The organism is Marinobacter salsuginis (genome assembly GCF_009617755.1).
GTDB classification, from domain to species: Bacteria; Pseudomonadota; Gammaproteobacteria; order Pseudomonadales; family Oleiphilaceae; genus Marinobacter; species Marinobacter salsuginis.
Map to the genome: position 1 here is coordinate 2354263 of NZ_BGZH01000001.1, position 22784 is coordinate 2377046.

The following is a 22784-nucleotide window of genomic DNA, read 5'->3' on the forward strand; positions in this document are numbered from 1 at the left end:
GGCTTGCCCCGGGTCAGGCCCGGGACGTTGCTCCGGCTACGTATCCTTCACCGTCCTGACGGTTGCTGGCCGGTGATGGAGTCGGTTCGGGACGTTGACGGTCGGCATGGAGAATGCCGTCTTCGTCTGCGTAGACGTTGGTAATGAAGCGGGGTTTGAACACCAGCACCCAGGAGGGCACCAGCAGCATGGCGGCGATGCCGTTGATCACGATCATCACGCACAGCAGCATGGCGGCGTCGGACTGGAAGCGCAGGTCAGAGAAAATTACCCACATGATGATGCCGGCCATCAGGGTGAGCGCGGTGAAACTGATGGCCATGCCGGTAGTGGCGATGGCCCGGCGTACCGCTTCGCGCAGCTCGCCACACTTGGCCATCTCCTCGCGTATGCGATCCATCATGTAGATGGAGTAATCAATGCCGACGCCTATGCCGACGGCAATCACGGGCACGGTATTGATGTCGATACTGAGTCCGTACAGGCCCATGTAGGCATAGGTCAGGGTGGTGGCGAACAGCATTGCCAACAGCATCATCAGGCCGGCGTGCCAGGAGGTATAAAACAGCATCACGAAGGCGAAAATGAGCAGGAACACTAGCGGCAGCACGATCATGTTGGTGTCGAACGCCGATTCGTTCATGGCTGCGGCAACGCCGAGCGTTCCGCCGGCCAGCCGGATGGTCAGTCCCTCGACGCTGTCACCGTTTTCGGCGATCCATTCCTTGGCCATGTGAATGGCCCGGCGGATGGTTTCGCCCTGGCGGTCCTTGTAGAAGAACACCAGATTGGCGACACGGTCGTCGGTGTCATTGAACTCATCCAGGGCGCCGGGAATCGGGCTTGAGGCCATGTAGGTAAACATCAGGCCGCCCACATAGCGCTGATCGTGGGGAATCTGATACCAGCGTGGATCGTCGTTATGCATCAGCCGGTTTACCTGCTTTACCAGGTCGGGCAGACCCTTGGATCCGCCAACACCGGGATCGGTGAGCATGTGGGCCTGGAAATCTGACAGTGCCTTGAGGACTTCCGGCCGCTTGAGGCCGCCTTTCTCGTCGGTTTCGGCGATCACATACAGTTCCTCGGAGCCGGGGAAGCGGTCATTCACCACGCGGGAGGAGATGTTGTAATCGTGGTCCGGGTACAGGATCGGAGAACCGGGTTCGGAGTCGCCGATCTGGACGTTGGACGCCGCAAGGACGCCGGCACCCATCAAGACTGCCGCCGCTGCCAGTACAATTTTTGCCCGTCCGGGGCGAGTCACGGTTCGTGAGCAGCTGCTGCCGATATAGCGCAGGGCGGTCTCGCGCATCTCGGCATTCTTTGGTGTGGGCAGGATCGAAAGCAGCAGGGGAACACCGATCAGAACCGTGAAGACAACGGTGATGGCCCAGAGAGAGGCATAGATCCCCAGGTGGGTGTTCAGGGGAATCGAGCCAATGGCGATCAGTGACAGGCCGATGGCGTCAGACACCACGCCCAGGGAGCCGGGGCGGAACAGGCTGTCAAAGGTAGCCTTGGCGGCCTTTGGGCCCTCGCCCAGCTCGCGGGTTTCTGCGTAATAACGTTCTACCAGCTGAACACCGTGGCTCATGGCCCGGGCAGCAATCAAAAAGGGGATGACCAGCCCGAGCGGGTCCAGGTTGTACCCGAGCAGGCTGATGATCCCAAGGCCCCAGATCGTGGAGATCAGAACGCCGCCCAGGGGAATCAGCACCCCATAGGCTTTGCGGAAATGGAAAACCAGCAGTGCCAGCATGGCCAGAACGGTGAAGATGAAGATCTGCAGAATCTGGTCCATGTAGGTGTAGGCCCAGCCAACAAGTACGGGCTGGCCTGTGGCGTAGATGGTGACGTCGTCACCGGCCTCCTGCTCGCGGAGCTGCTGCAGTTGCGCGAATGTCTTCTCGTAGTCGAGCTTGCCTTCGATCAATTGTGCTTTGACTAGAGCCATTCTGAAATCCGGAGACACCAGAGGCCCATAGACTCTTGGGTTTGCGGCCACTGCAGCCTTCATTTCACTCAGGGCCTGTTCGGAATACTCGCCTCGGGTGGAGTCGTAGTAGGGCTCGGAGTTAATGCTGCCTACTTCAGTCAGCCAGATCTCCCGGGAATTGCGGTGCGTAACGCTCGCAACCAGGTTGTGGTTCACGCCGGGCAGGTTATCGACCGCCTGTGTTACCCGGTCGATGGTTGCCAGGTTCTCATTGGAAAAGATGTCGCCTTCGGCGAATTCAACACCGACCACCAGAACGTTGGCGCCGCCAAAATCGTCCTTGATGCTGTTGTGCAGCTCGATGTAAGGATGCTGCTGGGGCAACAGATCGGCGAAGTCCGTGAAGATTTTCAGCCCCGGAATCCGTAGCGCGAAAAACAGCGTCAGGATGGCGATCAGCGACAGGACCTTCCGAGGATTCCTGAAAATCCAGAGTTCCAGCTGGTGCAGGAAGTGCGTGAATCTGTGCAGTCCGGCCATGATCAGTTACCTCGGTTGTTGCTGGCCACTGAGGCCACGGGAATGTCGAGTTGAAGGAGCAGACCGCGGCCTCCGGCCACCAGGAGCTGGTTGTCTGCGAGAACCACGCCGTCGCGCAGGTAAAGGGGCTGGTTGGGTGTTTCAAGACCTGTCCAGCTGCCTCCGGACAACGCCAGAACCGTGGCGTTATCACCCAGGGCAAACAGGGCATTGCCGGCCTTGACGAAGCCAAACACCGGCATGCTGGTGTCGGTAGGCTGGCGGTCCCAGGTTTCTCCGCCGTCGGTGGTGTGGTAGATAAAACCGTTCAGGCCACCAACCCAGCCTTCGTCTGCTGATTCGAAGTAAGCTGCATGGGGATAGAATTCGTCCGGTAGATAGCCGGCGTAATCCCAGGTCTCGCCACCATCCAGGGTTTTCAAAACCAGGCCATATTCTCCGGTCGCAAGTGCCGTTTCCGGATCGAGGAACTGGAGGTTGGTCAGAATGGCGTCCTCATTCAGGGAAGTTTCCTGCCAGGTCGTACCCTGATCCGATGAGCTCTGCAGCGTGGTGAAACTGCCGCCCGCCCACCAGGTGCCGTCGGGCGCGCAATCGGCGGTCATCATCTGCTCCTGGCTCGGAAGCTCATGGGCAGTCCACTGGGTGCCGGCAGGGTTCCCGTGCCAGAGCTGATTGTTGAAGGTCAGGGCGATGAAACTGCCGTCCGGGCAGGCATCAAGGGAAAGAAAACTCTCGGTGGTTTGCACCGGGACCCGTTGCCAGTCCGAACCTCCGTTCTCGCTCACAAGCAACGCGCCGTTGTTGCCGGCGATGGCAACAATTTGATCGTTCCGGGCGACGGACTGGAAAAAATCGGTTCGCTGAATGGCTTGCTGGGACTGTTGTCGTACCGCTTCAAGATTCAGCGGCGCCTCGCAACCGGTTAGCAGCGCGGACGCACTCGCAAGAGCGAGCGTGACTGGAACTTTGCCGCGAGGATATTCCATGGGGTATGGCATGTTATGTCACCGTCTTTGTTTTTGTGGAAAAGCGACTGACGGTGGTTCAGCAACGGCTGTGCCAGAACGGATTTAAACGATCTAAGCTTTTGAAAATAAAATTAAAAATGCTTTGTGCTTGGCAGGTTTTGATTTTCGATAACGTGGGATCACAGCGTTGATTTTTATCAAATGATCAAGCGCTGGGCTGGGTTGTCCATTTCGTCATAGTCGGTGTGAAGGAGGTGCAACTTCCATGTCGCAGATACTCTTTGAAGAATCAGCTTTCATCGAGAATGCCAGTTTTTTTAAGGCGATAGGCGAGAGCGGGACGGGTCAGCCCCAGAATTCGAGCAGCCCCTGAGACATTCTGATTCGCCTGTTCCATGGCCTGCCGCATCAGCGTTTCTTCCACTTCCTCCAGGCTGATTCCGCTGTTGATGATATGATCAGACCAGCTTTCCTCCTTGCCGGCAGCCTGGCCGACGCAGACATTACCGTCTGCATCGATTCGTTCTATGGGCATTGGCTCCGATGGAGGAGGCGAGACGAACAGGGCATCCTGACTGATGGATTCGTTGTTGTCAGTTAGGATGACACCGCGCTCGATGACATTCTCAAGCTCCCGTATATTGCCCGGCCACTGATAGTTCATGCACAGCGCCAGGGCTTTGTCCGATAACCCCAGAGTGCGTTTTTCATACTGGGCGTGGAATTTTTCCAGGAAGTGGCCGACCAGCAAAGGCAAATCTTCAAGTCGTTCCCGCAAAGGTGGGATTCTCACCGGGAAAACGTTCAGGCGATAAAACAGGTCGGCTCTGAAGCGGCCGTCCTCGACTGCCTGTTCAAGGCTCTCGTTGGTGGCGGCGATCACTCGAACGTTGACCTTTCGGGTGCGATTGTCGCCCACTCTTTCAAGTTCACTTTCCTGTAATACTCTGAGCAGGGTGGCCTGGGCTCGGGGAGTGAGCTCCACAACCTCGTCCAGAAAGATGGTTCCACCGTTGGCGCGTTCGAAACGCCCTTCTCTCGACTGGTTCGCACCCGTGTAGGCGCCTTTTTCAACGCCGAAAAGTTCCGCCTCAATCAGATCCGGCGGAATGGCCGCGCAATTCACGGCGATGAAGGGCCCATCAGCCCTTGCGCTTCGCAAATGGACGCTGCGGGCTATTACTTCCTTGCCGACGCCTGTCTCGCCCAGGAGAAGTACCGACACCTTTCCCTGTGCGGCCTTGTCAATCATCCGGCACACCTTGTTATAGGATGCGGACTGGCCAATGCCGTAATACTGGCCTTCTTGCCGCTGAAAGGAGCTTCGCAAGGAGTTTAATTGTGCCTGAAGATCGTAAAGCTCTTCGATGATCGGATCCGCTTTGAAGTAGCGGGAGAACTCTTTCCCGTCCTTCCATTGCTCAGCAGGTTTACCCTCGATCATGCATTTCTCATCGCCACAGCCCCGGCAGCTGACTTCCCGGAAGATGATTTCCCGGCCCATGAACGATGAGGTATAGGCGCAGGCATACCCCAGCAGTACCCAGCAGGCCGGTTCTTTCATAAGACCCAGCTCGGTCTTGCAGATTTCCACTTCCCAGGAGTCGATCCATTCTAAGCGTCCGTAAAAATCTCCGGATTCCTGGTCCAGATCAATCTCCAGGGGAATGACTTTTACCATACCCTTCAGTGAGTGAAGTTGCGGACCGGCCAAAAAAATATCCAGCTCACTGCAATGAGGCCTCAGCTTGCGGGCCAGCTCAGCATCCTTGAGCCCAGAGAGATAGCCAAGCCTCAGGAAGAATCCCTTGGCTCTCTCAATGCCCATGCTATTAACGATCTCGCGACGGAATGCTGCCAATGAACTGAGATTCATTAACAGCATTCGCTGTTCGCCAAACCAGATTTTGCCCTCCGTGGATTGAAACTGGATCTGGTCCTTGAGATCCCTGAAGTCTGAATAACTCAGCTGTGGCTTGTAGCTTACAGCCATAGTGTTCACCCCTTTTGTTGTTGTCGGCGGGGACTGCTCTTTTCGGAGAGCCTGTTGGCATTTCGTATAAACAGTTAATACCTGATGGATGTCACAAATCAACCAAATGATAAAAAACTGCTTGCAGCAGGGCGAGATCAGGGCGTCTCAGCATTTGGTTATTCGGGTGGGGGAAATTGATCATTTAGTAAAAAGATAGCCGCGGAAGCAGCAGGTACTCTCCAAGAACTATTCACGCTGATTCATTTCGAATGACTGATAACTGTTTGAAAAACAGTTGGATGGATATTTACGCTCGGCTTTTTGACGGGTTTGGCACACGCGTTGCTCGTCCCCTCCCAGACAACAACAAACCCAGTGGTGCAAATCATGACCAGCGAGACACGAGCCAAATCCTTTGACGAGATGACCCGCTATATCCGGGTTCGCAGCGAGCCGGGCGACAAATTCGTGGAATTCGACTTTGCCATCGGTCACCCGGAGCTGTTCGTCGAACTGGTTCTACCCAGGGAGGCGTTCCAAATCTTCTGCAAGCACAACAACGTGGTCCACATGGACTCCGACATGATCCGCCAAATCGACGAAGACATGGTCAAGTGGCGGTTCGGGGAGCGCGGCCAGCGTTAATGAGCAACATCCATCAACGTTCTGTTCCACAAAAACAACACGGTAAGGTTGATATGACTATCGAAATAAAGACCAACTCGGTGGAGCCCATCCGTCAGACCTACGGCCACATCGCGCGCCGTTTCGGAGACAAACCCGCCACCCGCTACCAGGAAGCAAGTTACGACCTGGAGGCGAAAACCAATTTCCACTACCGCCCCCAGTGGGATCCGAATTACGAGCTCAACGACGAGCGGCGTACCGCGATTCGCATGGAAGACTGGTATGCGGTGACTGATCCGCGCCAGTTCTACTACGGGGCATACGTCGGCAATCGCGCCAAGATGCAGGAGGCCGCCGAGACCAGCTATGGCTTCTGCGACAAGCGTAACCTGCTGACCCGTCTGCCGGAAGAAACCCGCACCATGCTGCTGCGTCTGTTGGTTCCCCTGCGTCACCTGGAGCTGGGCGCCAACATGAACAACAGCAAAATCGCAGGTGAGGCCACCGCAACCACGGTATCCCAGATGCATATCTACCAGGCCATGGACCGTCTCGGTATCGGCCAGTATCTCTCGCGAATTGCCCTGATGATTGACGGGACCACCGGTGCCGGGCTCGACGAGTCCAAGGGTTACTGGATGGACGATGCGCTCTGGCAACCCATGCGCAAGCTGGTGGAAGACACCCTGGTTGTCCAGGACTGGTTCGAGCTGACCCTCATTCAGAACGTGCTGATGGACGGCCTGCTGTTCCCGCTGGTTTACGAAAAGATGGACCAGTGGTGGGAAGAGCAGGGTGCCGAAGACGTTTCCATGCTCACCGAGTTCATGCGCGACTGGTACAAGGATTCCCAACGCTGGACCAACGCCATGGTCAAGGTGGTTGCCGGCGAAAGCGAAGCCAACCTCCAGCAGCTCCAGACCTGGGCCGACCAGTGGGAGCCGGAAATCTACAACGCCCTGAAGCCGCTGGCGGAAGCATCCGTTGGCGTGGAAGCCCTCGATGAGGTCAGGGCGCAACTCGCCACCCGTCTCAAGAAGTTCGGGCTCAACACCCAGGGAGTATCGGCATGAGCCAGCTCGTATTCATCGCATTCCAGGACAACGACAACGCCCGCTACATGGTGGAAGCCATTCAGGAAGACAACCCTGAAGCGGAGGTTCAGCACCAGCCGGCAATGATCCGGATCCAGGCCGAAAAGCGCCTGGTGATCAACCGGGAGACCATGGAAGAAAAGCTGGGCCGCGACTGGGATGTCCAGGAAATGCTTATCGATGTCATCAGTATTGGCGGCAACGTCGACGAAGACGATGACCACTTCATCCTTGAGTGGAAATAATCGGGAGACACATCATGGCTGTTAAAAACAAAAAGTTGAACCTGAAAGACAAGTACCAGTACCTGACTCGGGACATGGCCTGGGAGCCCAGCTACCAGAAGAAAGAGGACATCTTCCCGGACGAGCAGTTCGAGGGTATCAAGATCACTGACTGGTCCCAGTGGGAAGACCCGTTCCGTCTGACCATGGATGCCTATTGGAAGTACCAGGCGGAAAAAGAGAAGAAGCTGTACGCAATTTTTGATGCCTTTGCCCAGAACAACGGCCATCAGAACATTTCCGATGCCCGCTATGTCAACGCCCTGAAACTGTTCCTGACCGGCGTATCACCGCTTGAACATGCGGCGTTCCAGGGTTATGCCAAAGTAGGCAGACAGTTCAGTGGTGCCGGTGCACGCGTGGCCTGCCAGATGCAGGCCATTGACGAGCTGCGTCATTCCCAGACCCAGCAGCACGCCATGAGCCACTACAACAAGCACTTCAATGGCCTGCACGATGCTGCCTACATGCACGACCGGGTTTGGTTCCTGTCGGTGCCCAAGTCGTTCTTTGACGATGCTCGCTCGGCCGGCCCGTTCGAGTTCCTGACCGCTATCTCGTTCTCCTTCGAGTATGTGCTGACCAACCTTCTGTTCGTGCCCTTTATGTCCGGCGCCGCCTACAACGGCGACATGGCCACGGTGACCTTTGGTTTCTCGGCTCAGTCTGATGAGGCGCGGCACATGACCCTGGGCCTTGAGGTGATCAAGTTCATCCTGGAGCAGCACGAGGACAACGTGCCCATCGTTCAGCGCTGGATCGACAAGTGGTTCTGGCGCGGGTTCCGCCTGCTCAGCCTGGTCAGCATGATGATGGACTACATGCTGCCGAACAAGGTTATGAGCTGGGCCGAGGCCTGGGAAGTCTATTACGAGCAGAATGGCGGTGCCCTGTTCAAGGATCTGGAACGCTATGGTATCCGTCCGCCCAAATACCAGGACGTGGCCAACGATGCCAAGCATCACCTGAGCCACCAGCTATGGACCACCTTCTACCAGTACAGCCAGGCCACCAACTTCCACACCTGGATTCCGGAAAAGGAAGAAATGGACTGGATGTCCGAGAAGTACCCGGAGACTTTCGACAAGTACTACCGTCCCCGCTACGAGTACCTGGCGAAAGAAGCCGCCGCTGGCCGGCGCTTCTACAACAACACCCTGCCGCAGCTATGCCAGGTGTGTCAGGTACCCACCCTGTTTACCGAGATGGGTGCGCCCACCAAGCTGAGCCATCGTCAGCTGGTGCATGAAGGCGAGCGCTACCACTTCTGCTCCGAAGCCTGCTGCGACATTTTCAAGGATGAACCGGAGAAGTACGTCCAGGCCTGGTTGCCGGTGCACCAGATCTACCAGGGCAACTGTGAGGGTGCCGACGTCGAGACAGTGGTGCAGAAGTACTACCACATCAATATCGGCGAGGACAATTTCGAGTACGTAGGGTCCCCAGACCACAAGCATTGGCTTTCCATCAAGGGCCAGAAACCGGCTGACCAGAGTAAAGACGCAGCCTGACAGTGACCCGGGAATCGCCCGGCTGCCTGGGGCGTCGGGCGAACCACGCACAAAAACAACAAGGTGACCACCATGAGTGTTAACGCGTTATACGACTACAAGTTCGAACCGAAAGACAAGGTTGAGAACTTCAATGGCATGCAACTGCTGTATGTCTACTGGCCCAATCACTTGCTGTTCTGCGCGCCGTTTGCGTTGCTGGTGCAGCCGGATATGACGTTCGGCGATCTCGTCGAGACCGTTATCAAACCGGCAGCTGCCGCCCATCCGGATGCCGCCAAAGCCGACTTCCTGAATGCCGAGTGGCTGCTGAACGATGAACCGTTCACGCCGCGGGCTGACGCCAGCCTGAAAGACAACGGCATTGATCACAAAAGCATGCTCACGGTCACCACGCCGGGGCTGAACGGCATTGCCGACGTCGGTTACTGAGCGGGGAGAAGTGCCATGAGTCATACCGTGACTATCGAGCCTATCGGCGAGCAGATTGAAGTGGAGGACGGCCAGACCATCCTCCAGGCCGCGCTCCGCCAGGGTGTCTGGCTGCCCTTCGCCTGCGGTCATGGCACCTGCGCAACGTGCAAGGTCCAGGTGTTGGAAGGCGACGTGGAGATTGGCGACGCCTCGCCCTTTGCCCTGATGGACATTGAGCGGGACGAGGGCAAGGTGCTTGCCTGCTGTGCCACCGTTGAAAGTGACGTGACCATCGAAGCAGATATCGATGTCGATCCGGATTTCGAGGGATACCCGGTGGAGGACTACACCGCTACCGTGACAGACATCGTCGACCTGTCGCCCACCATCAAGGGTGTTCATCTGAAGCTGGACCGCCCCATGACGTTCCAGGCCGGCCAGTACATCAATATCGAATTGCCGGATGTGGACGGCCCCCGGGCTTTCTCACTGGCCAACCCGCCCAGCAAGTCCGACGAAGTGGAACTGCACGTTCGCCTGGTGCCTGGCGGTGCTGCCACCACCTACATCCATGAACAGCTCAAGGTCGGCGAAGAGCTGAACCTGTCCGGCCCCTACGGGCAATTTTTTGTCCGCAGCTCCCAGCCGGGCGATCTGATCTTCATTGCCGGCGGCTCCGGCCTTTCCAGCCCGCAGTCCATGATTCTGGACCTGCTGGAGCAGAACGACGAGCGCAAGATCACCCTGTTCCAGGGTGCCCGGAACCAGGCCGAGCTCTACAACCGCGAGTTGTTCGAGGCACTGGCCAGGGATAACGAACATTTCACCTACGTGCCCGCATTGAGTGACGCCGACGACGATGCTGATTGGCAGGGCTTCCGCGGCTACGTCCATGAAGCGGCCAAAGAGCACTACGACGGGCGGTTTGCCGGCAATAAGGCCTACATGTGTGGACCGCCTCCGATGATCGATTCCGCGATTACAGCATTGATGCAGGGACGGTTGTTCGAGCGGGACATCTTTATGGAGAAGTTCCTGACGGCTGCAGATGGTGCGGAAGACAACCAGCGTTCAGCGCTGTTCAAGAAGATCTGATGCGGAGGAAGCATGGCGGTATTCCATGTGATCAACCGCACGACCGGCGACCGGTTCCGGTGTGACGAGGACCAGAGTGTCCTCAAGGCCATGGAGCTGGTTGGCAAGAAGTGTGTCCCGGTGGGTTGCCGGGGCGGCGGCTGCGGGTTTTGCAAGATCCGTGTTGTTGAAGGTGAGTTCCGGTGCGGAAAGATGAGCAAGACACATTGCCCCCCGGAGGCTCTTGAAAAAGGGGAAGTCCTGGCCTGCCGGATCTACCCGAGAACCGATTTGATGATCGAGTGTATGCCGCAACCTGCAGCGCCACTCGCCGAACAGACAAAAACAAAACCGTAGAGGTAATCGTCATGAAAAAAGGTGTTATGCGTCCCGGCCACGTTCAGATCCGCGTTCTGGACATTGAAGAAGCGGTAAAACATTACACAGACCTCATGGGCCTTATTGAGACAGACCGAGACGAACAGGGTCGGGTCTATCTGAAGGCCTGGACCGAAGTGGACAAGTTCTCGGTGGTACTGATTGAAGCCGACGAGCCCGGTTGTGATTTCATGGGCTTCAAGGTTGTGGATGAGGCAGCGCTTGTTCAGCTGGAAAAAGACCTGGTGGCTTACGGGCTGGATGTAGAGCAGATTCCCGAAGGCGAGCTGAAAGACTGCGGCCGCCGGATCCGCTTTACCGTGCCTTCGGGCCACGCGTTCGAGCTATACGCCGACAAACTCTACACCGGCAAATGGGGTGTTACCGAGGTTAATCCCGAGGCCTGGCCCCGTGGCCTTTCCGGCATGAAGGCGGTGCGATTTGACCATTGCCTGTTCTACGGGCCGGAACTGGCGGCTGTGTATGACATCTTCGTGAACGTGCTCGGGTTCCATCTGGCCGAGCAGGTGCTGGACCCGGAAGGCACCCGGATTGCCCAGTTCCTGACCGTGTCCATGAAGGAGCACGACATTGCTTTCATTCACCATGAAGAGAAAGGCAAGTTCCACCACGCGTCCTTCTTCCTCGAAACCTGGGAAGACGTCCTGCGGGCCGCAGACCTGATTTCCATGACCGATACCTCTATTGATATCGGGCCCACACGGCACGGCCTGACCCACGGCAAAACCATCTATTTCTTCGATCCGTCGGGCAATCGCAACGAAGTCTTCTGTGGCGGTGACTACACCTATCCGGACCACAAACCGGTGACCTGGCAGGCGGAGCAGCTCGGCAAGGCCATCTTCTATCACGATCGCCAGTTGAACGAGCGGTTCCTGACGGTTCTGACCTGACACCATCCAGCAACAGGATTTAGCAGCAATGAAAGAGATCAAACACTACATCAACGGTCAGTACGTGGGCTCCGCCAGCGGCAAGCTGTTCGACAACGTGAACCCCGCCAACGGCAAGGTCATTGCCAAGGTGCACGAGGGTGGTCGAGACGAAGTCGACGCCGCTGTGAGGGCAGCCCGGGCGGCCTTGAAAGGCCCCTGGGGCAAGATGACTCTGGACGAGCGCACCCGCATTCTGCATCGGGTGGCCGATGGCATCAACGAACGCTTTGAGGAATTCCTGGAAGCCGAGTGCCTGGATACCGGTAAGCCGAAATCCCTGGCTAGCCACATCGACATCCCCCGGGGTGCGGCCAACTTCAAGGTGTTCGCGGACATGATCAAGAACGTGCCCACGGAATCCTTCGAAATGGCCACGCCGGACGGCGCGGGTGCCCTGAACTACGCCGTTCGCCGTCCCAAGGGTGTGATCGGTGTGATCAGCCCCTGGAACCTGCCGCTGCTGCTGATGACCTGGAAGGTCGGGCCGGCCCTGGCCTGTGGCAATACCGTCGTCGTCAAACCGTCGGAAGAGACACCGACCACCACCGCCCTTCTGGGCGAGGTGATGAAGGAAGCCGGTGTGCCGGATGGCGTCTACAACGTTGTTCATGGCTTCGGTGGTGATTCCGCTGGCGCCTATCTGACCGAGCACCCGCAGGTTGACGGGTTCACCTTCACCGGTGAGACCGGCACGGGTGAAGTCATTATGAAGGCGGCTGCCAAAGGTATCCGGGATATTTCCCTGGAGCTGGGCGGCAAGAATGCCGGCCTGGTATTCGCCGATTGCGACATGGACAAGGCCATCGAGGGCACCATGCGCTCTGCTTTTGCCAACTGTGGCCAAGTCTGCCTGGGTACCGAGCGAGTTTACGTTGAGCGGTCGGTTTTCGACGAGTTTGTCGGTCGCCTCAAGGAAGCCGCGGAAGGTCTGAAGATTGGCCCGCCTGATGATGCAGAAGCCAACCTGGGGCCGCTTGTCAGCCTCGAACACCGCGAAAAGGTGCTCTCTTACTACCAGAAAGCCGTCGATGACGGAGCAACCGTTGTGACCGGTGGTGGTGTTCCTGAGATGCCTTCCGAGCTGGCGGGCGGAGCCTGGGTCGAGCCCACCATCTGGACCGGCCTGCCGGACGATTCGGCGGTCGTTACGGACGAGATCTTTGGACCCTGCTGCCATATCCGCCCGTTCGATACCGAAGAAGAGGCAATCGAGCTGGCCAACAGTCTCCCCTACGGCCTGGCATCAGCAATCTGGAGCGAAAACATCACCCGCGCCCATCGCGTCGCGGGCCAGATTGAAGCCGGCATTATCTGGGTAAACAGCTGGTTCCTGAGAGACCTGCGGACACCGTTCGGTGGCAGTAAGCAGTCAGGGGTCGGTCGTGAAGGTGGTGTGCACTCCCTCGAGTTCTACACCGAAATGAAAAACATCTGCGTCAAATTGTGAGGGCGTCATGAATGCACCTGTAGACAGCCCTGAAATCGGGCGTGAAATTGTTGCCGCAGGCTACCGCACCAACGTGCACGACCATGGCGAAGGCGGTTTCCCCGTGATGATGATTCATGGCTCCGGCCCCGGTGTGACGGCCTGGGCAAACTGGCGCCTGGTGATTCCGGAACTGGCCAAACACCGTCGCGTTGTGGCGCCGGATATGCTGGGCTTCGGCTACAGCGAGCGCCCGGAAGACCAGATCTACAACCGGGAGCGCTGGGTCAAGCACGCCCTGGGCGTGATGGATGAGCTGGGCCTGGAACAGGTCGACCTAGTGGGGAATTCCTTCGGGGGAGGTTTGGCCCTGGCGCTCGCCATTGAGCATCCAGAACGGGTACGCCGCCTGGTGCTGATGGGCTCAGCAGGGGTCAGCTTCCCGATTACCAAAGGCCTGGACGAGGTGTGGGGGTACGAACCTTCGCTTGAGACCATGCGCCGTTTGATGGACGTGTTTGCCTTCAACAAGGGCCTGCTGACCAGCGAGCTGGCGGAGATGCGCTATCAGGCCAGCATCCGGCCCGGTTTCCAGGAGTCGTTTTCGGCCATGTTCCCGGCTCCTCGTCAACGTTGGGTCGATAACCTGGCTAGTAACGAAGACGACATCCGGGCGCTTCCCCATGAAACCCTGATCCTCCATGGCCGGGAAGATGAAGTCATTCCTCTCGACGCCTCTTATCGACTGGCTGAACTGATCGACCGCGCCCAGCTGCATGTATTCGGTCGCTGTGGCCATTGGACCCAGATTGAGCATGCCGGCCGGTTTGCCCGGTTGGTCAATGATTTCCTGAACGAGGCCGATCAGGCCGCTGCCGGAGGTAACTAATGGAACAGACGAAAATTCACGCCTTTGGCGACGAGCTCTACCAGGCAATGATGAAAAGGGAAGCGGTCAGCCCGCTGACCAGCCGTGGTGAGGATATCACCATTGATGATGCCTACCACATTTCCCTGCGCATGCTGGAACGTCGTCTGGCGGATGGCGCCTCGATTATCGGCAAGAAAATTGGCGTTACCAGCAAAGCCGTACAGAACATGCTCAACGTCCATCAGCCGGATTTTGGCTATCTCACCGACGACATGGTGTTCAACAGCGGTGAAGTCATGCCCATCAGCGACCGGCTGATCGCGCCGCGCGCAGAGGGCGAAATTGCCTTCATCCTGAAAAAGGATCTGACCGGTCCGGGCGTGACCAACGCCGACGTTCTGGCGGCTACGGAATGCGTGATGCCCTGCTTCGAAATTGTCGATTCCCGCATCCAGGACTGGAAGATCGCCATCCAGGACACCATTGCCGACAACGCTTCCTGCGGCCTGTTTGTGCTTGGCGACCAGGCGGTATCGCCTCGCAAGGTGGATCTGGTGACCTGCGGCATGGTCGTCGAGAAGAACGGCAGTGTGATCAGTGCCGGCGCCGGGGCAGCGGCACTGGGTTCGCCGGTGAATTGTGTTACCTGGCTGGCGAACACGCTGGGTGAGTTCGGTATTTCCCTTAAGGCCGGCGAAGTCATTCTGTCTGGCTCGCTGGTACCCCTTGAGCCGGTCAAGGCCGGTGATTACATGCGGGTCGACATCGGCGGCATCGGTAGCGCGTCTGTGCGCTTCGCATGACCGAAAAGAACAATGAGGAAAAGGCTATGAGCAAGAAAATCAAGGCAGCGATCATCGGCTCGGGCAACATCGGCACCGATCTGATGATCAAGATCCTGCGCAATGGCAAGCACATTGAAATGGGCGCCATGGTCGGTATCGATCCGGAATCGGACGGTCTGGCCCGGGCTGCCCGCATGGGCGTGGCCACCACCCACGAAGGCGTCGACGGACTGGTAAAGATGCCGGAATTCGCCGACATCGATATCGTATTCGATGCCACCTCCGCCAAGGCCCATATGCACAACGAAGTGTTCCTGCGCGGCCACAAAGAGAACATCAAGATCATTGATATGACCCCGGCAGCGATCGGTCCCTACTGTGTGCCGGTGGTGAACCTTGAGCAGCAGCTCCAGGAAGGCAACGTCAACATGGTCACCTGTGGCGGCCAGGCCACCATTCCGATGGTGGCCGCGGTATCACGAGTCGCCAAGGCCCACTACGCGGAGATTGTCGCGTCGATTTCCTCGAAGTCCGCCGGCCCTGGCACTCGCGCCAACATCGATGAGTTTACCGAAACCACCTCCCGGGCTATCGAAGTGGTGGGTGGTGCCCAGAAGGGCAAGGCCATCATCATCCTGAATCCGGCCGAGCCGCCCCTGCTGATGCGGGACACCGTATACGTGCTCTCGGATGCGGCCGACAAGGCCCAGGTGGAAGCTTCCGTGGAAGAGATGGTCAAGGCCGTGAACAGCTACGTGCCGGGCTACCGCCTGAAGCAGAAAGTGCAGTTCGACGACATCCCCGAAGACCAGCCCATGAATGTCCCGGGCCTGGGCCGCTTCAGCGGCCTGAAGACCTCCATCTTCCTGGAAGTGGAGGGCGCCGCCCACTACCTGCCGGCCTACGCCGGTAACCTGGACATCATGACCTCCGCCGCTCTCGGTACCGCCGAGCGCATCGCCGAATCGCTGGTCAACTGAGGAGGGTATTCCCATGACATTCAATCCCGGCAAAAAACTCTACATCTCCGACGTGACCCTGCGAGACGGCAGCCACGCCATTCGTCATCAGTACTCCATCAAGAACGTGCAGGATATTGCCCGTGCGCTGGATAAGGCCAAGGTGGACTCCATCGAAGTGGCCCACGGCGACGGACTGCAGGGCTCCAGCTTCAACTACGGCTTTGGTGCCCACACCGACCTGGAGTGGATCGAGGCGGTGGCCGAAGTGGTTACCCATTCGAAGATTGCCACCCTGCTGCTGCCCGGCATCGGCACCGTCCATGATCTGGACAACGCCTACAACGCCGGCGCCCGGATTGTGCGCGTGGCTACCCACTGCACCGAGGCGGATGTGTCCAAGCAGCACATCGAACACGCCCGGAAGCTGGGCATGGATACCGTCGGCTTCCTGATGATGAGCCACATGCAGACCCCGCAGGGTCTGGCTGAGCAGGCCAAGCTGATGGAAGACTACGGCGCCACTTGCCTGTACGTGGTCGATTCCGGCGGCGCCATGAACATGAACGACATCCGCGACCGGTTCCGGGCTCTAAAAGACGTGCTGAAACCCGAAACCCAGACCGGCATTCACGCCCACCACAACCTCGCCCTGGGTGTAGCCAACTCCATCGTGGCGGTGGAAGAGGGCTGTGACCGGGTGGATGCCTCCCTTTCCGGTATGGGCGCCGGCGCTGGCAACGCGCCGCTGGAAGTCTGCATCGCCGCCTTCGACAAGATGGGCTGGGAGCACGGCACCGACGTGTACGCCCTGATGGACGCCGCCGACGACATCGTGCGTCCGTTGCAGGACCGCCCGGTTCGTGTGGACCGTGAAACCCTGGCGCTGGGCTATGCCGGTGTGTACTCAAGCTTCCTGCGCCATTCCGAAGTGGCAGCGCAGAAGTACGGCCTGAAGACCGTGGATATTCTGGTGGAGCTGGGCAAACGCCGCATGGTGGGTGGCCAGGAAGACATGATTGTGGATGTGGCGCTGGATCTGCTGGCGGCACAGAAGGAGCAGAACGCATGAGCAAGACATTGAGCCGTGAGCAGGTTCTGGCCCTGGCGGAACACGTGGAAAACGCCGAATTGCAGGCCCATGACATCACCAAGGTCACCAACGACTTTCCGGACATGACCTTCGAAGATGCCTACGACGTGCAGTGGGAGATCCGCCGTCGCAAGGAAGCCCGTGGCAACAAAGTCGTTGGCATGAAAATGGGCCTTACCTCCTGGGCCAAGATGGCCCAGATGGGAGTGGAGACGCCGATCTACGGATTCCTGGCGGATTACTTCAGCGTGCCCGACGGTGGAGTGGTGAACACCAAAGAACTGATCCACCCGAAGATCGAGGCCGAGATCGCCTTTGTCACCAAGGAGCCGCTGAAGGGCCCTGGCTGCCACATTGGCCAGGTTCTGGCCGCCACCGATTTCGTGATCCCCGCGGTGGAAGTGATCGATTCGCGCTACGAAAACTTCAAGTTTGATCTGGTGAGTGTGGTGGCAGACAACGCCTCCTCGACCCGCTTTATTACCGGTGGCCAGATGGCTGATGTCGCTGATGTGGATCTGAAAACCCTGGGCGTGGTGGTCGAGAAGAATGGCGAAGTGGTAGACGTTGGGGCCGGTGCCGCGGTTCTGGGCCATCCGGCTTCCAGTGTCGCCATGCTGGCCAATTTGCTGGCAGAGCGCGGTGAACACATCCCGGCTGGCACCTTCATCATGACCGGCGGTATTACCGCAGCCATCACGGTTGAGCCCGGTGACAACATCACGGTCCGATACCAGGGCCTGGGTACGGTATCCGCACGATTCGAATAAGGAGGTTTTATGCCTGTCGCCCAGATCAACATCCTGGAAGGCCGGTCTGATGAGCAAAAGGAAGCGCTCATCAGAGAGGTCACCGATGCGCTTTGCCGGTCGCTAGGGGCGCCTGTAGAGAGTGTCCGGATCATCATCAATGAAATGCCGAAGCAGCATTTCGGTATCGGTGGTCAATCCGCGAAGAAGCTGGGGCGCTGAGTCCCAGCTTCTGGACAGGCCCGTTTTGGAGGAAATCGTGGACAAGCTGCCGGTATTATTTGTCTCATGTGATGCACGAAGCCTAGAGGCTCAGCGACAAGCTGGTTCCGGACCAGCGAGGATGATCTGGGGGCAAAGTGTCAGGAGTGTCTTGCTGTTAAGCACGGACACAAGTCTCCAGGCGCCGGAGGTCACCCACCTGAAAGGGGATCATGAGCGTTCGGAGCGTGTCTTTTCTCTGCTCAGTTCCCGGGGCTTTGCTCCGGGTTTTCAGGATGAAACGTGTGAGGGTAGAGAGAATTTTCTTCGGGCGTTGCTTTCCGAAGAACCGGCGGACCTCTGTGAGCTCCGACTTAATACCGGGATGAGTGAAGGAGAGTACCGGCTTGTCGGGCAATGTCTGGAAACCATTCGGGAGCAGGGTGTCCTCGTGATCTGTCTGGATGACAAGCGCGAAAGCCAGGTATCGCTGCATGACCGGCACCTGCGTGAGATGATCAACGGCTGGGTTCAGGACCAGCAGTGGGGTGCCGCGATCTCGGTCAAGGGCGGCCTGTCCGGTAACAGGCATAACCGTAAACTGGAAGATCCAACCGTGTGCCTCCTCAACGCCGCGTTTACGCTTGGCGGATGTAAATTCCCTCAGCGGATGTTCAGCAGCGGTATGAATAATGCTGGCCAGATGCTGTCCGGATTTGGCTGGATGCGGTAATCCCAATGGCCGGGAAACAGTTGCTGTCGATGCCATTGCGCGATCTTGCTGATGGGCTCCGATCCCGGGACATGACAGCGGAGTCTCTGGTTGAAGCCTCGATAGAAGCCAGCAAGGACTGTGATAACCGAGCCTATATCAGCTGGCGCCCCGAGCCGGCATTGGAACTTGCCCGCGCCGCTGATCAAGTCAGGGCTGCCGGTGGTTCCACCGGGCCTTTGATGGGTATACCGGTATCGGTAAAGGACATGTTCGGGGTGTCGGGTTTTCCCACCTACGCCGGTTGTGCGAGAGCCTTGCCGAAAAGCTGGGAGGCTGAAGGGCCTCTGGTTCGAGCCTTGCAATCCCAACTTGCTCCGGTGGTGGGTAAAACCCACTGCGTGGAGTTCGCTTTCGGGGGGCTGGGAACAAACGCCCATTGGCCAACCCCCCAAAACCCCTGGTGCAAGAATGAGCATCGGGTGCCTGGCGGGTCGAGTTCAGGTGCCGGAGTGTCTTTGATCAATGGAACCGCGGCGCTGGCTCTGGGCACTGATACCGCCGGCTCTGTGCGTGTTCCTGCAGCAATGACGGGTGTGGCCGGCCTCAAGACCACAGGCGGGCGCTGGTCCACCCGCGGAATTGTTCCGCTGTCGAGCACCCTGGATACACCCGGTTTGCTGGCCCGTCGTGTTGAGGATCTGGCCTTTGCGTTCGAGGCGCTTGACCCGATGTTAGCTCGCAGAGGCGCCGGGATACCTGCCAGCCCGGACCTGTCCCATTTGACCCTGGGGGTTCCGGATGGTTTTTTTTGGGAGAATTGCAGTCCCGGCATTGCGGAAACTGTCGAAGCATCCCTTAAACAGCTTGAAGCTGCCGGCGCCCGGCTGGTGAAGTTTGAGTTGTCCGGTCTGGCAACGGTTCATTCAATGTTCCTCAAGGGCGGCGTGGCAGCACCGGAACTGGCGGCTTTAATCAGGGAAGAGCTACCGGATTACAGATCGTCGCTTGATCCCGATGTGGCGGCCAGGCTTCACAAAGCCGAGGGATTACCCGCGTGGGAGTACATTCAACGCCGTACCCTGATTGATCGTTTGTCTGCTCAGGCGGCCGAAGAACTATCAACAGTGGATGCTCTTCTGACACCGACGGTTACGCTTACGCCGCCAACCGTGAGCAGTCTGGCGGACCCTGATGCCTATGTAGCGGCCAATATGCAGGTTCTGCGCAACACAGCCGTGGCGAATTATCTGGGCCTGTGTGGGCTGAGTTTGCCGGTCGGTTTCGATTCGATGGGTTTGCCGGTAGGGCTTCAATTGTTGATGGGGCCCTGGCGGGAAGAGCGGCTGCTGGCAGTCGGTCAGGCCGTTGAGCGCTGCCTCGGCACAGGTCCTGATATAATGGGCCTGGCGCCTGCAGACTAACGGCTTGTCTGCTTCCTCTGGGTGTCAAATTCGGCGGGCATTTTCTGAGCGGTGAGGTTCCCTTGGCAGGTCTGAAGATTTTAATGATGGGTGCCGGTGGCATTGGTGGATATTACGCGGCAAGACTCGCCCAGGCGGGACACGAGCTGGTCCTGACCGCGCGTGGTGATCATCTCAAGGCGTTGAAAACCGGTGGCCTGACTGTGGATTATGAAGGCGAGATTCTGCATCAGGCACTGCCGGCCTTTTCCCACACAGAGCTGATGCAGAAGCATGAACCCGATGACTTTGATCTGATCGTCATCGCCCTGAAGTCCACGGCGACAGCGCCGGTCATGGATGAGATTTCCGATTGGCTGGAGAACGCGTCTGTTCCGATACTGTCGCTCCAGAACGGGGTCGACAACGAGCCGGTGATTGCCGGGGTGGTTGGTGAGGATCGGGTACTGGGTGGGCTTGCGGTGCGCATTGGCGGCCACATTACCGAACCCGGGCATGTGTTCGCCGAGGGCGTTGCCCAGGTTGTGATGGGTGCCTGGCCCAGGCAGCGACCTGACGATCCCCGCGTTTCCCTGCTCAGACGGTTGGAAGCATTGTTCAACGCGGCCGGCATTCCAACCACCGTCTCTGAAAACATCCGTTACGAACTCTGGCGCAAGCTGGTGATCAACAACGGTGTGAATCCGCTGTCCGCCCTGACCGGTCTTGATACCCGGAGCCTCACACACCACCCAGAATTCCGGAAGATTGTCCATGGAATGATGGCGGAAACAGTGGCTGCATCGGAGGCCGACGACGTCAACCTCGGGCCGGAGGATCTGGCCGAGATGTTCGACCTGATCAGCAACTTCAACGCCATCAAGACGTCCATGCTGGTCGACAAGGAAAAAGGGCGGCCCCTCGAACTGGACAGTATCGCCGGTGCCGTCCTGAGACGCTGCGAGACCCTGGGCATTGAGGCGCCATACACCGGGACGGTGAACGCCCTGCTGACCCATTCGCAGAATTAGCGGTCCGTGAGCTTCAGCTCAATTCGCCGGTTTCTCTGAAGTGCCTCCGGCGAGGTGCCTTCCGCCACCGGGAAGAACTCGCCAAAGCCGGCAGCCGCCATGCGCCGTTCCGGAACCCCCTGGTCGGCCAGGTAGCGAACGACTGCAACCGCCCGGGCGGTGGACAGCTCCCAGTTGGAAGGGAATCTCGGGGTGTTGATAGGTATGACATCGGTATGGCCGTCAATTCTCAGAATCCAGTCAACGTCATCAGGAATCCTGGCTGAAACATCCAGCAGTAAATCCGCAAGCTTGTCCAGCTCTCGCCGGCCTTCCTCGCCCAGTTCCGCCGAGGCCGAAGCAAACAGCAGTTCCGAGGGCAGCAGGAAGCGGTCGCCGACAATCCGGACGTTCTCGTTACCTGCCAGAATATCCCGCAGACGGGCAAAGAATTCCGACTGATACTGTTCCAGCTGGCTGACCCGCTCCGCCAGCAGGGTATTCAGCCGTCGACTGACCTGCTCCAGTTCCTGCTCTTTCTCGGCGGTCATCTGTTCCTGGAGCTCCAGTGCGGAGGCAATCTGTCTGAGTTGTTCCCGGAGTGAGGCAATCTGGTTGGACAGCCTCAGGATCATGGCCTGCTGGCTGGCGGACATTTCGTCTTTCTCGTCGATGGACTCTTCCAATCTGGCCAGCCGTTCCGACTGGGCATCGGCCATGGCGGTCTGCCGCATCAGCTGTTCGCGGGTGGATTCAAGCTGACCAACCAGGCTGTCGTTGCGAGCCTGAACACTGGTCAGCTGTTCTTCCAGCGCTTCGCTTCGGCTTTCCTCAAGGCCCAACAGCTCCGAGAGTTCGTTCAACTGGGCATTCAGGCGCGCAAGCTGGGTATCCCGGTCGGACAGGGTCTGGGACAGGTAGAGCTGGCTAACCACGTACACCAGCAGCATGAAGATCACCAGCATCAGAAGAGCCGAGAGGGCATCCACATACCCCGGCCAGACGTTGGTGGTGCTGCGGCTTCGGCGCCTGGATCCAATCATGACAGGTCTTTCTCGCTATCTACGCGGTCTACCAGGTTGGTCACGCCGGTCAGCCACTCCTCGAGACCGTCATAAAAGCGGTTCTGGGCATGACCAGCCTGGATGTCCAGAAAGCCAAGTATCAGTGAGCCGCCAAGGCCTAGCAGGGAGGAACTGAACGCCGTGCCCATGCCCTCCAGGGGTGTAAGCAGGCCTTCCTGAAGCTCCGCGAACACTTTGCCGAAGTCTTCCTGGCTCATGTCCAGGCCCGTGATGACCTGGCCGACCGAGTTGATGGTGCCCAGCAGGCCCCAGAAGGTGCCCAAAAGCCCCAGAAATACCAGGAGGCTGATGAAATAGCGGGTGATTTCCCGCTGTTCGTCCATGCGGGAGTGGATACCATCGAGTACGGTTCGCAGGGACAGGGTGGACAGCGTGAACCGGTCCTTGGTGGCATCCTCGCCGAGCTGCCTTGCCAGCGGCTTCAGCAATTTGGGCTCCTGAACCACCGAAAGGCCGGCGTGTCCGGTCCGGAACTGGGCGACCCACTTCAGTTCCGGAAACAGCACGAACACCTGCCGGTAGGTCAGCGCAATGCCGACGATCAGAACCCCCAGAATCAGCAGATTGAAAACCCAGTTGGCCATAAAGGCCGAGATCAGGGGTTTGTGGATCAGTGCGCCGACGATGGCGACTACGCCTAGGAACAGCGTCATCCAGAACAGGGTGTGCTTGGGGTTGCTCATAGCGATGGCCAGCTTTTTTGAGATATTCCTCAAAACGTTAGCAC

At 58.3% G+C, this 22784-nt stretch carries 23 protein-coding genes; 18 read left to right on the forward strand and 5 right to left on the reverse strand.

Annotation, left to right across the window (positions count from 1 at the left end; all coding sequences use genetic code 11):
- Nucleotides 1–13 precede the first annotated feature (13 nt).
- From GJU83_RS10640 to GJU83_RS10650, 3 genes are all read right to left on the reverse strand, one after another.
- A complete protein-coding gene (locus GJU83_RS10640; protein ID WP_069182662.1) occupies nucleotides 14–2479 on the reverse strand; it encodes an efflux RND transporter permease subunit in 2466 nt (821 codons plus the stop codon).
- 2 nt (nucleotides 2480–2481) lie between these two features.
- Complete coding sequence (locus tag GJU83_RS10645) at nucleotides 2482–3480, reverse strand: WD40/YVTN/BNR-like repeat-containing protein (RefSeq protein WP_083231746.1); 999 nt, start codon at nucleotides 3478–3480, stop codon at nucleotides 2482–2484.
- Nucleotides 3481–3739: 259 nt separating this feature from the next.
- Nucleotides 3740–5443, reverse strand: a complete 1704-nt coding sequence (locus GJU83_RS10650; RefSeq protein ID WP_153634297.1) for a sigma-54-dependent Fis family transcriptional regulator — start codon at nucleotides 5441–5443, stop codon at nucleotides 3740–3742.
- Between the two features lie 369 nt (nucleotides 5444–5812).
- Between GJU83_RS10650 and GJU83_RS10655 the strand changes: the two genes are divergently transcribed.
- The 18 genes from GJU83_RS10655 to GJU83_RS10740 all read left to right on the forward strand — a co-directional run bounded on the left by GJU83_RS10655 (nucleotide 5813) and on the right by GJU83_RS10740 (nucleotide 20993).
- The gene (locus tag GJU83_RS10655; RefSeq protein WP_069182664.1) at nucleotides 5813–6070 is read left to right on the forward strand and encodes a phenol hydroxylase subunit; all 258 of its coding nucleotides are present in this window, start codon (nucleotides 5813–5815) and stop codon (nucleotides 6068–6070) included.
- Nucleotides 6071–6123: 53 nt separating this feature from the next.
- The gene (locus GJU83_RS10660; RefSeq protein WP_069182665.1) at nucleotides 6124–7125 is read left to right on the forward strand and encodes an aromatic/alkene monooxygenase hydroxylase subunit beta; all 1002 of its coding nucleotides are present in this window, start codon (nucleotides 6124–6126) and stop codon (nucleotides 7123–7125) included.
- Nucleotides 7122–7391 carry an MmoB/DmpM family protein gene (locus GJU83_RS10665; RefSeq protein WP_069182666.1) on the forward strand — a complete coding sequence of 90 codons (270 nt, stop codon included), beginning with the start codon at nucleotides 7122–7124 and terminating at the stop codon, nucleotides 7389–7391. The genes GJU83_RS10660 and GJU83_RS10665 overlap by 4 nt, the downstream gene beginning before the upstream one ends.
- Nucleotides 7392–7405: 14 nt before the next feature.
- Complete coding sequence (locus GJU83_RS10670; RefSeq protein WP_136630689.1) at nucleotides 7406–8941, forward strand: aromatic/alkene/methane monooxygenase hydroxylase/oxygenase subunit alpha; 1536 nt, start codon at nucleotides 7406–7408, stop codon at nucleotides 8939–8941.
- Between the two features lie 72 nt (nucleotides 8942–9013).
- Complete coding sequence (locus tag GJU83_RS10675; protein WP_069182668.1) at nucleotides 9014–9373, forward strand: phenol hydroxylase subunit P4; 360 nt, start codon at nucleotides 9014–9016, stop codon at nucleotides 9371–9373.
- 15 nt (nucleotides 9374–9388) lie between these two features.
- Entirely contained in the window at nucleotides 9389–10450 is a 1062-nt protein-coding gene (locus GJU83_RS10680) for an NADH:ubiquinone reductase (Na(+)-transporting) subunit F (protein WP_069182669.1), read from the forward strand.
- Nucleotides 10451–10462: 12 nt separating this feature from the next.
- Nucleotides 10463–10786, forward strand: coding sequence for a 2Fe-2S iron-sulfur cluster-binding protein (locus GJU83_RS10685; RefSeq protein ID WP_153634298.1), 324 nt, complete (start codon nucleotides 10463–10465; stop codon nucleotides 10784–10786).
- Between the two features lie 11 nt (nucleotides 10787–10797).
- Nucleotides 10798–11721, forward strand: a complete 924-nt coding sequence (locus GJU83_RS10690; RefSeq protein ID WP_069182851.1) for a catechol 2,3-dioxygenase — start codon at nucleotides 10798–10800, stop codon at nucleotides 11719–11721.
- A gap of 28 nt (nucleotides 11722–11749) precedes the next feature.
- Complete coding sequence (locus GJU83_RS10695) at nucleotides 11750–13210, forward strand: 2-hydroxymuconic semialdehyde dehydrogenase (RefSeq protein WP_153634299.1); 1461 nt, start codon at nucleotides 11750–11752, stop codon at nucleotides 13208–13210.
- Nucleotides 13211–13217: 7 nt separating this feature from the next.
- On the forward strand, nucleotides 13218–14078 hold the full coding sequence (locus GJU83_RS10700; RefSeq protein ID WP_136630693.1) for an alpha/beta fold hydrolase: 861 nt from the start codon (nucleotides 13218–13220) through the stop codon (nucleotides 14076–14078).
- Nucleotides 14078–14863, forward strand: a complete 786-nt coding sequence (gene dmpE / locus GJU83_RS10705; protein ID WP_069182673.1) for a 2-oxopent-4-enoate hydratase — start codon at nucleotides 14078–14080, stop codon at nucleotides 14861–14863. The genes GJU83_RS10700 and dmpE overlap by 1 nt, the downstream gene beginning before the upstream one ends.
- Nucleotides 14864–14889: 26 nt before the next feature.
- Nucleotides 14890–15825 (forward strand): acetaldehyde dehydrogenase (acetylating), encoded by a 936-nt coding sequence (locus GJU83_RS10710; RefSeq protein ID WP_069182852.1) that lies wholly within the window; start codon nucleotides 14890–14892, stop codon nucleotides 15823–15825.
- A gap of 13 nt (nucleotides 15826–15838) precedes the next feature.
- Nucleotides 15839–16876, forward strand: coding sequence for a 4-hydroxy-2-oxovalerate aldolase (gene dmpG, locus GJU83_RS10715; protein WP_153634300.1), 1038 nt, complete (start codon nucleotides 15839–15841; stop codon nucleotides 16874–16876).
- On the forward strand, nucleotides 16873–17667 hold the full coding sequence (gene dmpH, locus GJU83_RS10720) for a 2-oxo-3-hexenedioate decarboxylase (RefSeq protein WP_069182675.1): 795 nt from the start codon (nucleotides 16873–16875) through the stop codon (nucleotides 17665–17667). Before dmpG ends, dmpH begins: the two co-directional genes overlap by 4 nt.
- Nucleotides 17668–17676: 9 nt before the next feature.
- A complete protein-coding gene (locus GJU83_RS10725; protein ID WP_069182676.1) occupies nucleotides 17677–17868 on the forward strand; it encodes a 2-hydroxymuconate tautomerase in 192 nt (63 codons plus the stop codon).
- A gap of 151 nt (nucleotides 17869–18019) precedes the next feature.
- Nucleotides 18020–18580, forward strand: a complete 561-nt coding sequence (locus GJU83_RS10730; RefSeq protein ID WP_069182677.1) for a hypothetical protein — start codon at nucleotides 18020–18022, stop codon at nucleotides 18578–18580.
- 5 nt (nucleotides 18581–18585) lie between these two features.
- Nucleotides 18586–19983, forward strand: a complete 1398-nt coding sequence (locus GJU83_RS10735; protein WP_069182678.1) for an amidase — start codon at nucleotides 18586–18588, stop codon at nucleotides 19981–19983.
- A gap of 62 nt (nucleotides 19984–20045) precedes the next feature.
- Entirely contained in the window at nucleotides 20046–20993 is a 948-nt protein-coding gene (locus GJU83_RS10740) for a ketopantoate reductase family protein (RefSeq protein ID WP_228715174.1), read from the forward strand.
- Here GJU83_RS10740 and GJU83_RS10745 read toward each other — a convergent pair.
- Both GJU83_RS10745 and GJU83_RS10750 read right to left on the reverse strand, forming a co-directional pair.
- Nucleotides 20990–22015 (reverse strand): peptidoglycan -binding protein, encoded by a 1026-nt coding sequence (locus GJU83_RS10745; protein ID WP_153634301.1) that lies wholly within the window; start codon nucleotides 22013–22015, stop codon nucleotides 20990–20992. The genes GJU83_RS10740 and GJU83_RS10745 overlap by 4 nt on opposite strands.
- Nucleotides 22012–22740 carry a MotA/TolQ/ExbB proton channel family protein gene (locus GJU83_RS10750; protein ID WP_153634302.1) on the reverse strand — a complete coding sequence of 243 codons (729 nt, stop codon included), beginning with the start codon at nucleotides 22738–22740 and terminating at the stop codon, nucleotides 22012–22014. The genes GJU83_RS10745 and GJU83_RS10750 overlap by 4 nt, the downstream gene beginning before the upstream one ends.
- Between the last annotated feature and the right edge of the window lie 44 nt (nucleotides 22741–22784).

Coding starts and splice junctions, on each gene's coding strand:
- GJU83_RS10640 (WP_069182662.1), bottom strand. CDS start 2,479: ATGGCCGGACTGCACAGATTCACGCACTTCCTGCACCAGCTGGAACTC.
- GJU83_RS10645 (WP_083231746.1), bottom strand. CDS start 3,480: ATGCCATACCCCATGGAATATCCTCGCGGCAAAGTTCCAGTCACGCTC.
- GJU83_RS10650 (WP_153634297.1), bottom strand. CDS start 5,443: ATGGCTGTAAGCTACAAGCCACAGCTGAGTTATTCAGACTTCAGGGAT.
- GJU83_RS10655 (WP_069182664.1), top strand. CDS start 5,813: ATGACCAGCGAGACACGAGCCAAATCCTTTGACGAGATGACCCGCTAT.
- GJU83_RS10660 (WP_069182665.1), top strand. CDS start 6,124: ATGACTATCGAAATAAAGACCAACTCGGTGGAGCCCATCCGTCAGACC.
- GJU83_RS10665 (WP_069182666.1), top strand. CDS start 7,122: ATGAGCCAGCTCGTATTCATCGCATTCCAGGACAACGACAACGCCCGC.
- GJU83_RS10670 (WP_136630689.1), top strand. CDS start 7,406: ATGGCTGTTAAAAACAAAAAGTTGAACCTGAAAGACAAGTACCAGTAC.
- GJU83_RS10675 (WP_069182668.1), top strand. CDS start 9,014: ATGAGTGTTAACGCGTTATACGACTACAAGTTCGAACCGAAAGACAAG.
- GJU83_RS10680 (WP_069182669.1), top strand. CDS start 9,389: ATGAGTCATACCGTGACTATCGAGCCTATCGGCGAGCAGATTGAAGTG.
- GJU83_RS10685 (WP_153634298.1), top strand. CDS start 10,463: ATGGCGGTATTCCATGTGATCAACCGCACGACCGGCGACCGGTTCCGG.
- GJU83_RS10690 (WP_069182851.1), top strand. CDS start 10,798: ATGAAAAAAGGTGTTATGCGTCCCGGCCACGTTCAGATCCGCGTTCTG.
- GJU83_RS10695 (WP_153634299.1), top strand. CDS start 11,750: ATGAAAGAGATCAAACACTACATCAACGGTCAGTACGTGGGCTCCGCC.
- GJU83_RS10700 (WP_136630693.1), top strand. CDS start 13,218: ATGAATGCACCTGTAGACAGCCCTGAAATCGGGCGTGAAATTGTTGCC.
- dmpE (WP_069182673.1), top strand. CDS start 14,078: ATGGAACAGACGAAAATTCACGCCTTTGGCGACGAGCTCTACCAGGCA.
- GJU83_RS10710 (WP_069182852.1), top strand. CDS start 14,890: ATGAGCAAGAAAATCAAGGCAGCGATCATCGGCTCGGGCAACATCGGC.
- dmpG (WP_153634300.1), top strand. CDS start 15,839: ATGACATTCAATCCCGGCAAAAAACTCTACATCTCCGACGTGACCCTG.
- dmpH (WP_069182675.1), top strand. CDS start 16,873: ATGAGCAAGACATTGAGCCGTGAGCAGGTTCTGGCCCTGGCGGAACAC.
- GJU83_RS10725 (WP_069182676.1), top strand. CDS start 17,677: ATGCCTGTCGCCCAGATCAACATCCTGGAAGGCCGGTCTGATGAGCAA.
- GJU83_RS10735 (WP_069182678.1), top strand. CDS start 18,586: ATGGCCGGGAAACAGTTGCTGTCGATGCCATTGCGCGATCTTGCTGAT.
- GJU83_RS10745 (WP_153634301.1), bottom strand. CDS start 22,015: ATGATTGGATCCAGGCGCCGAAGCCGCAGCACCACCAACGTCTGGCCG.
- GJU83_RS10750 (WP_153634302.1), bottom strand. CDS start 22,740: ATGAGCAACCCCAAGCACACCCTGTTCTGGATGACGCTGTTCCTAGGC.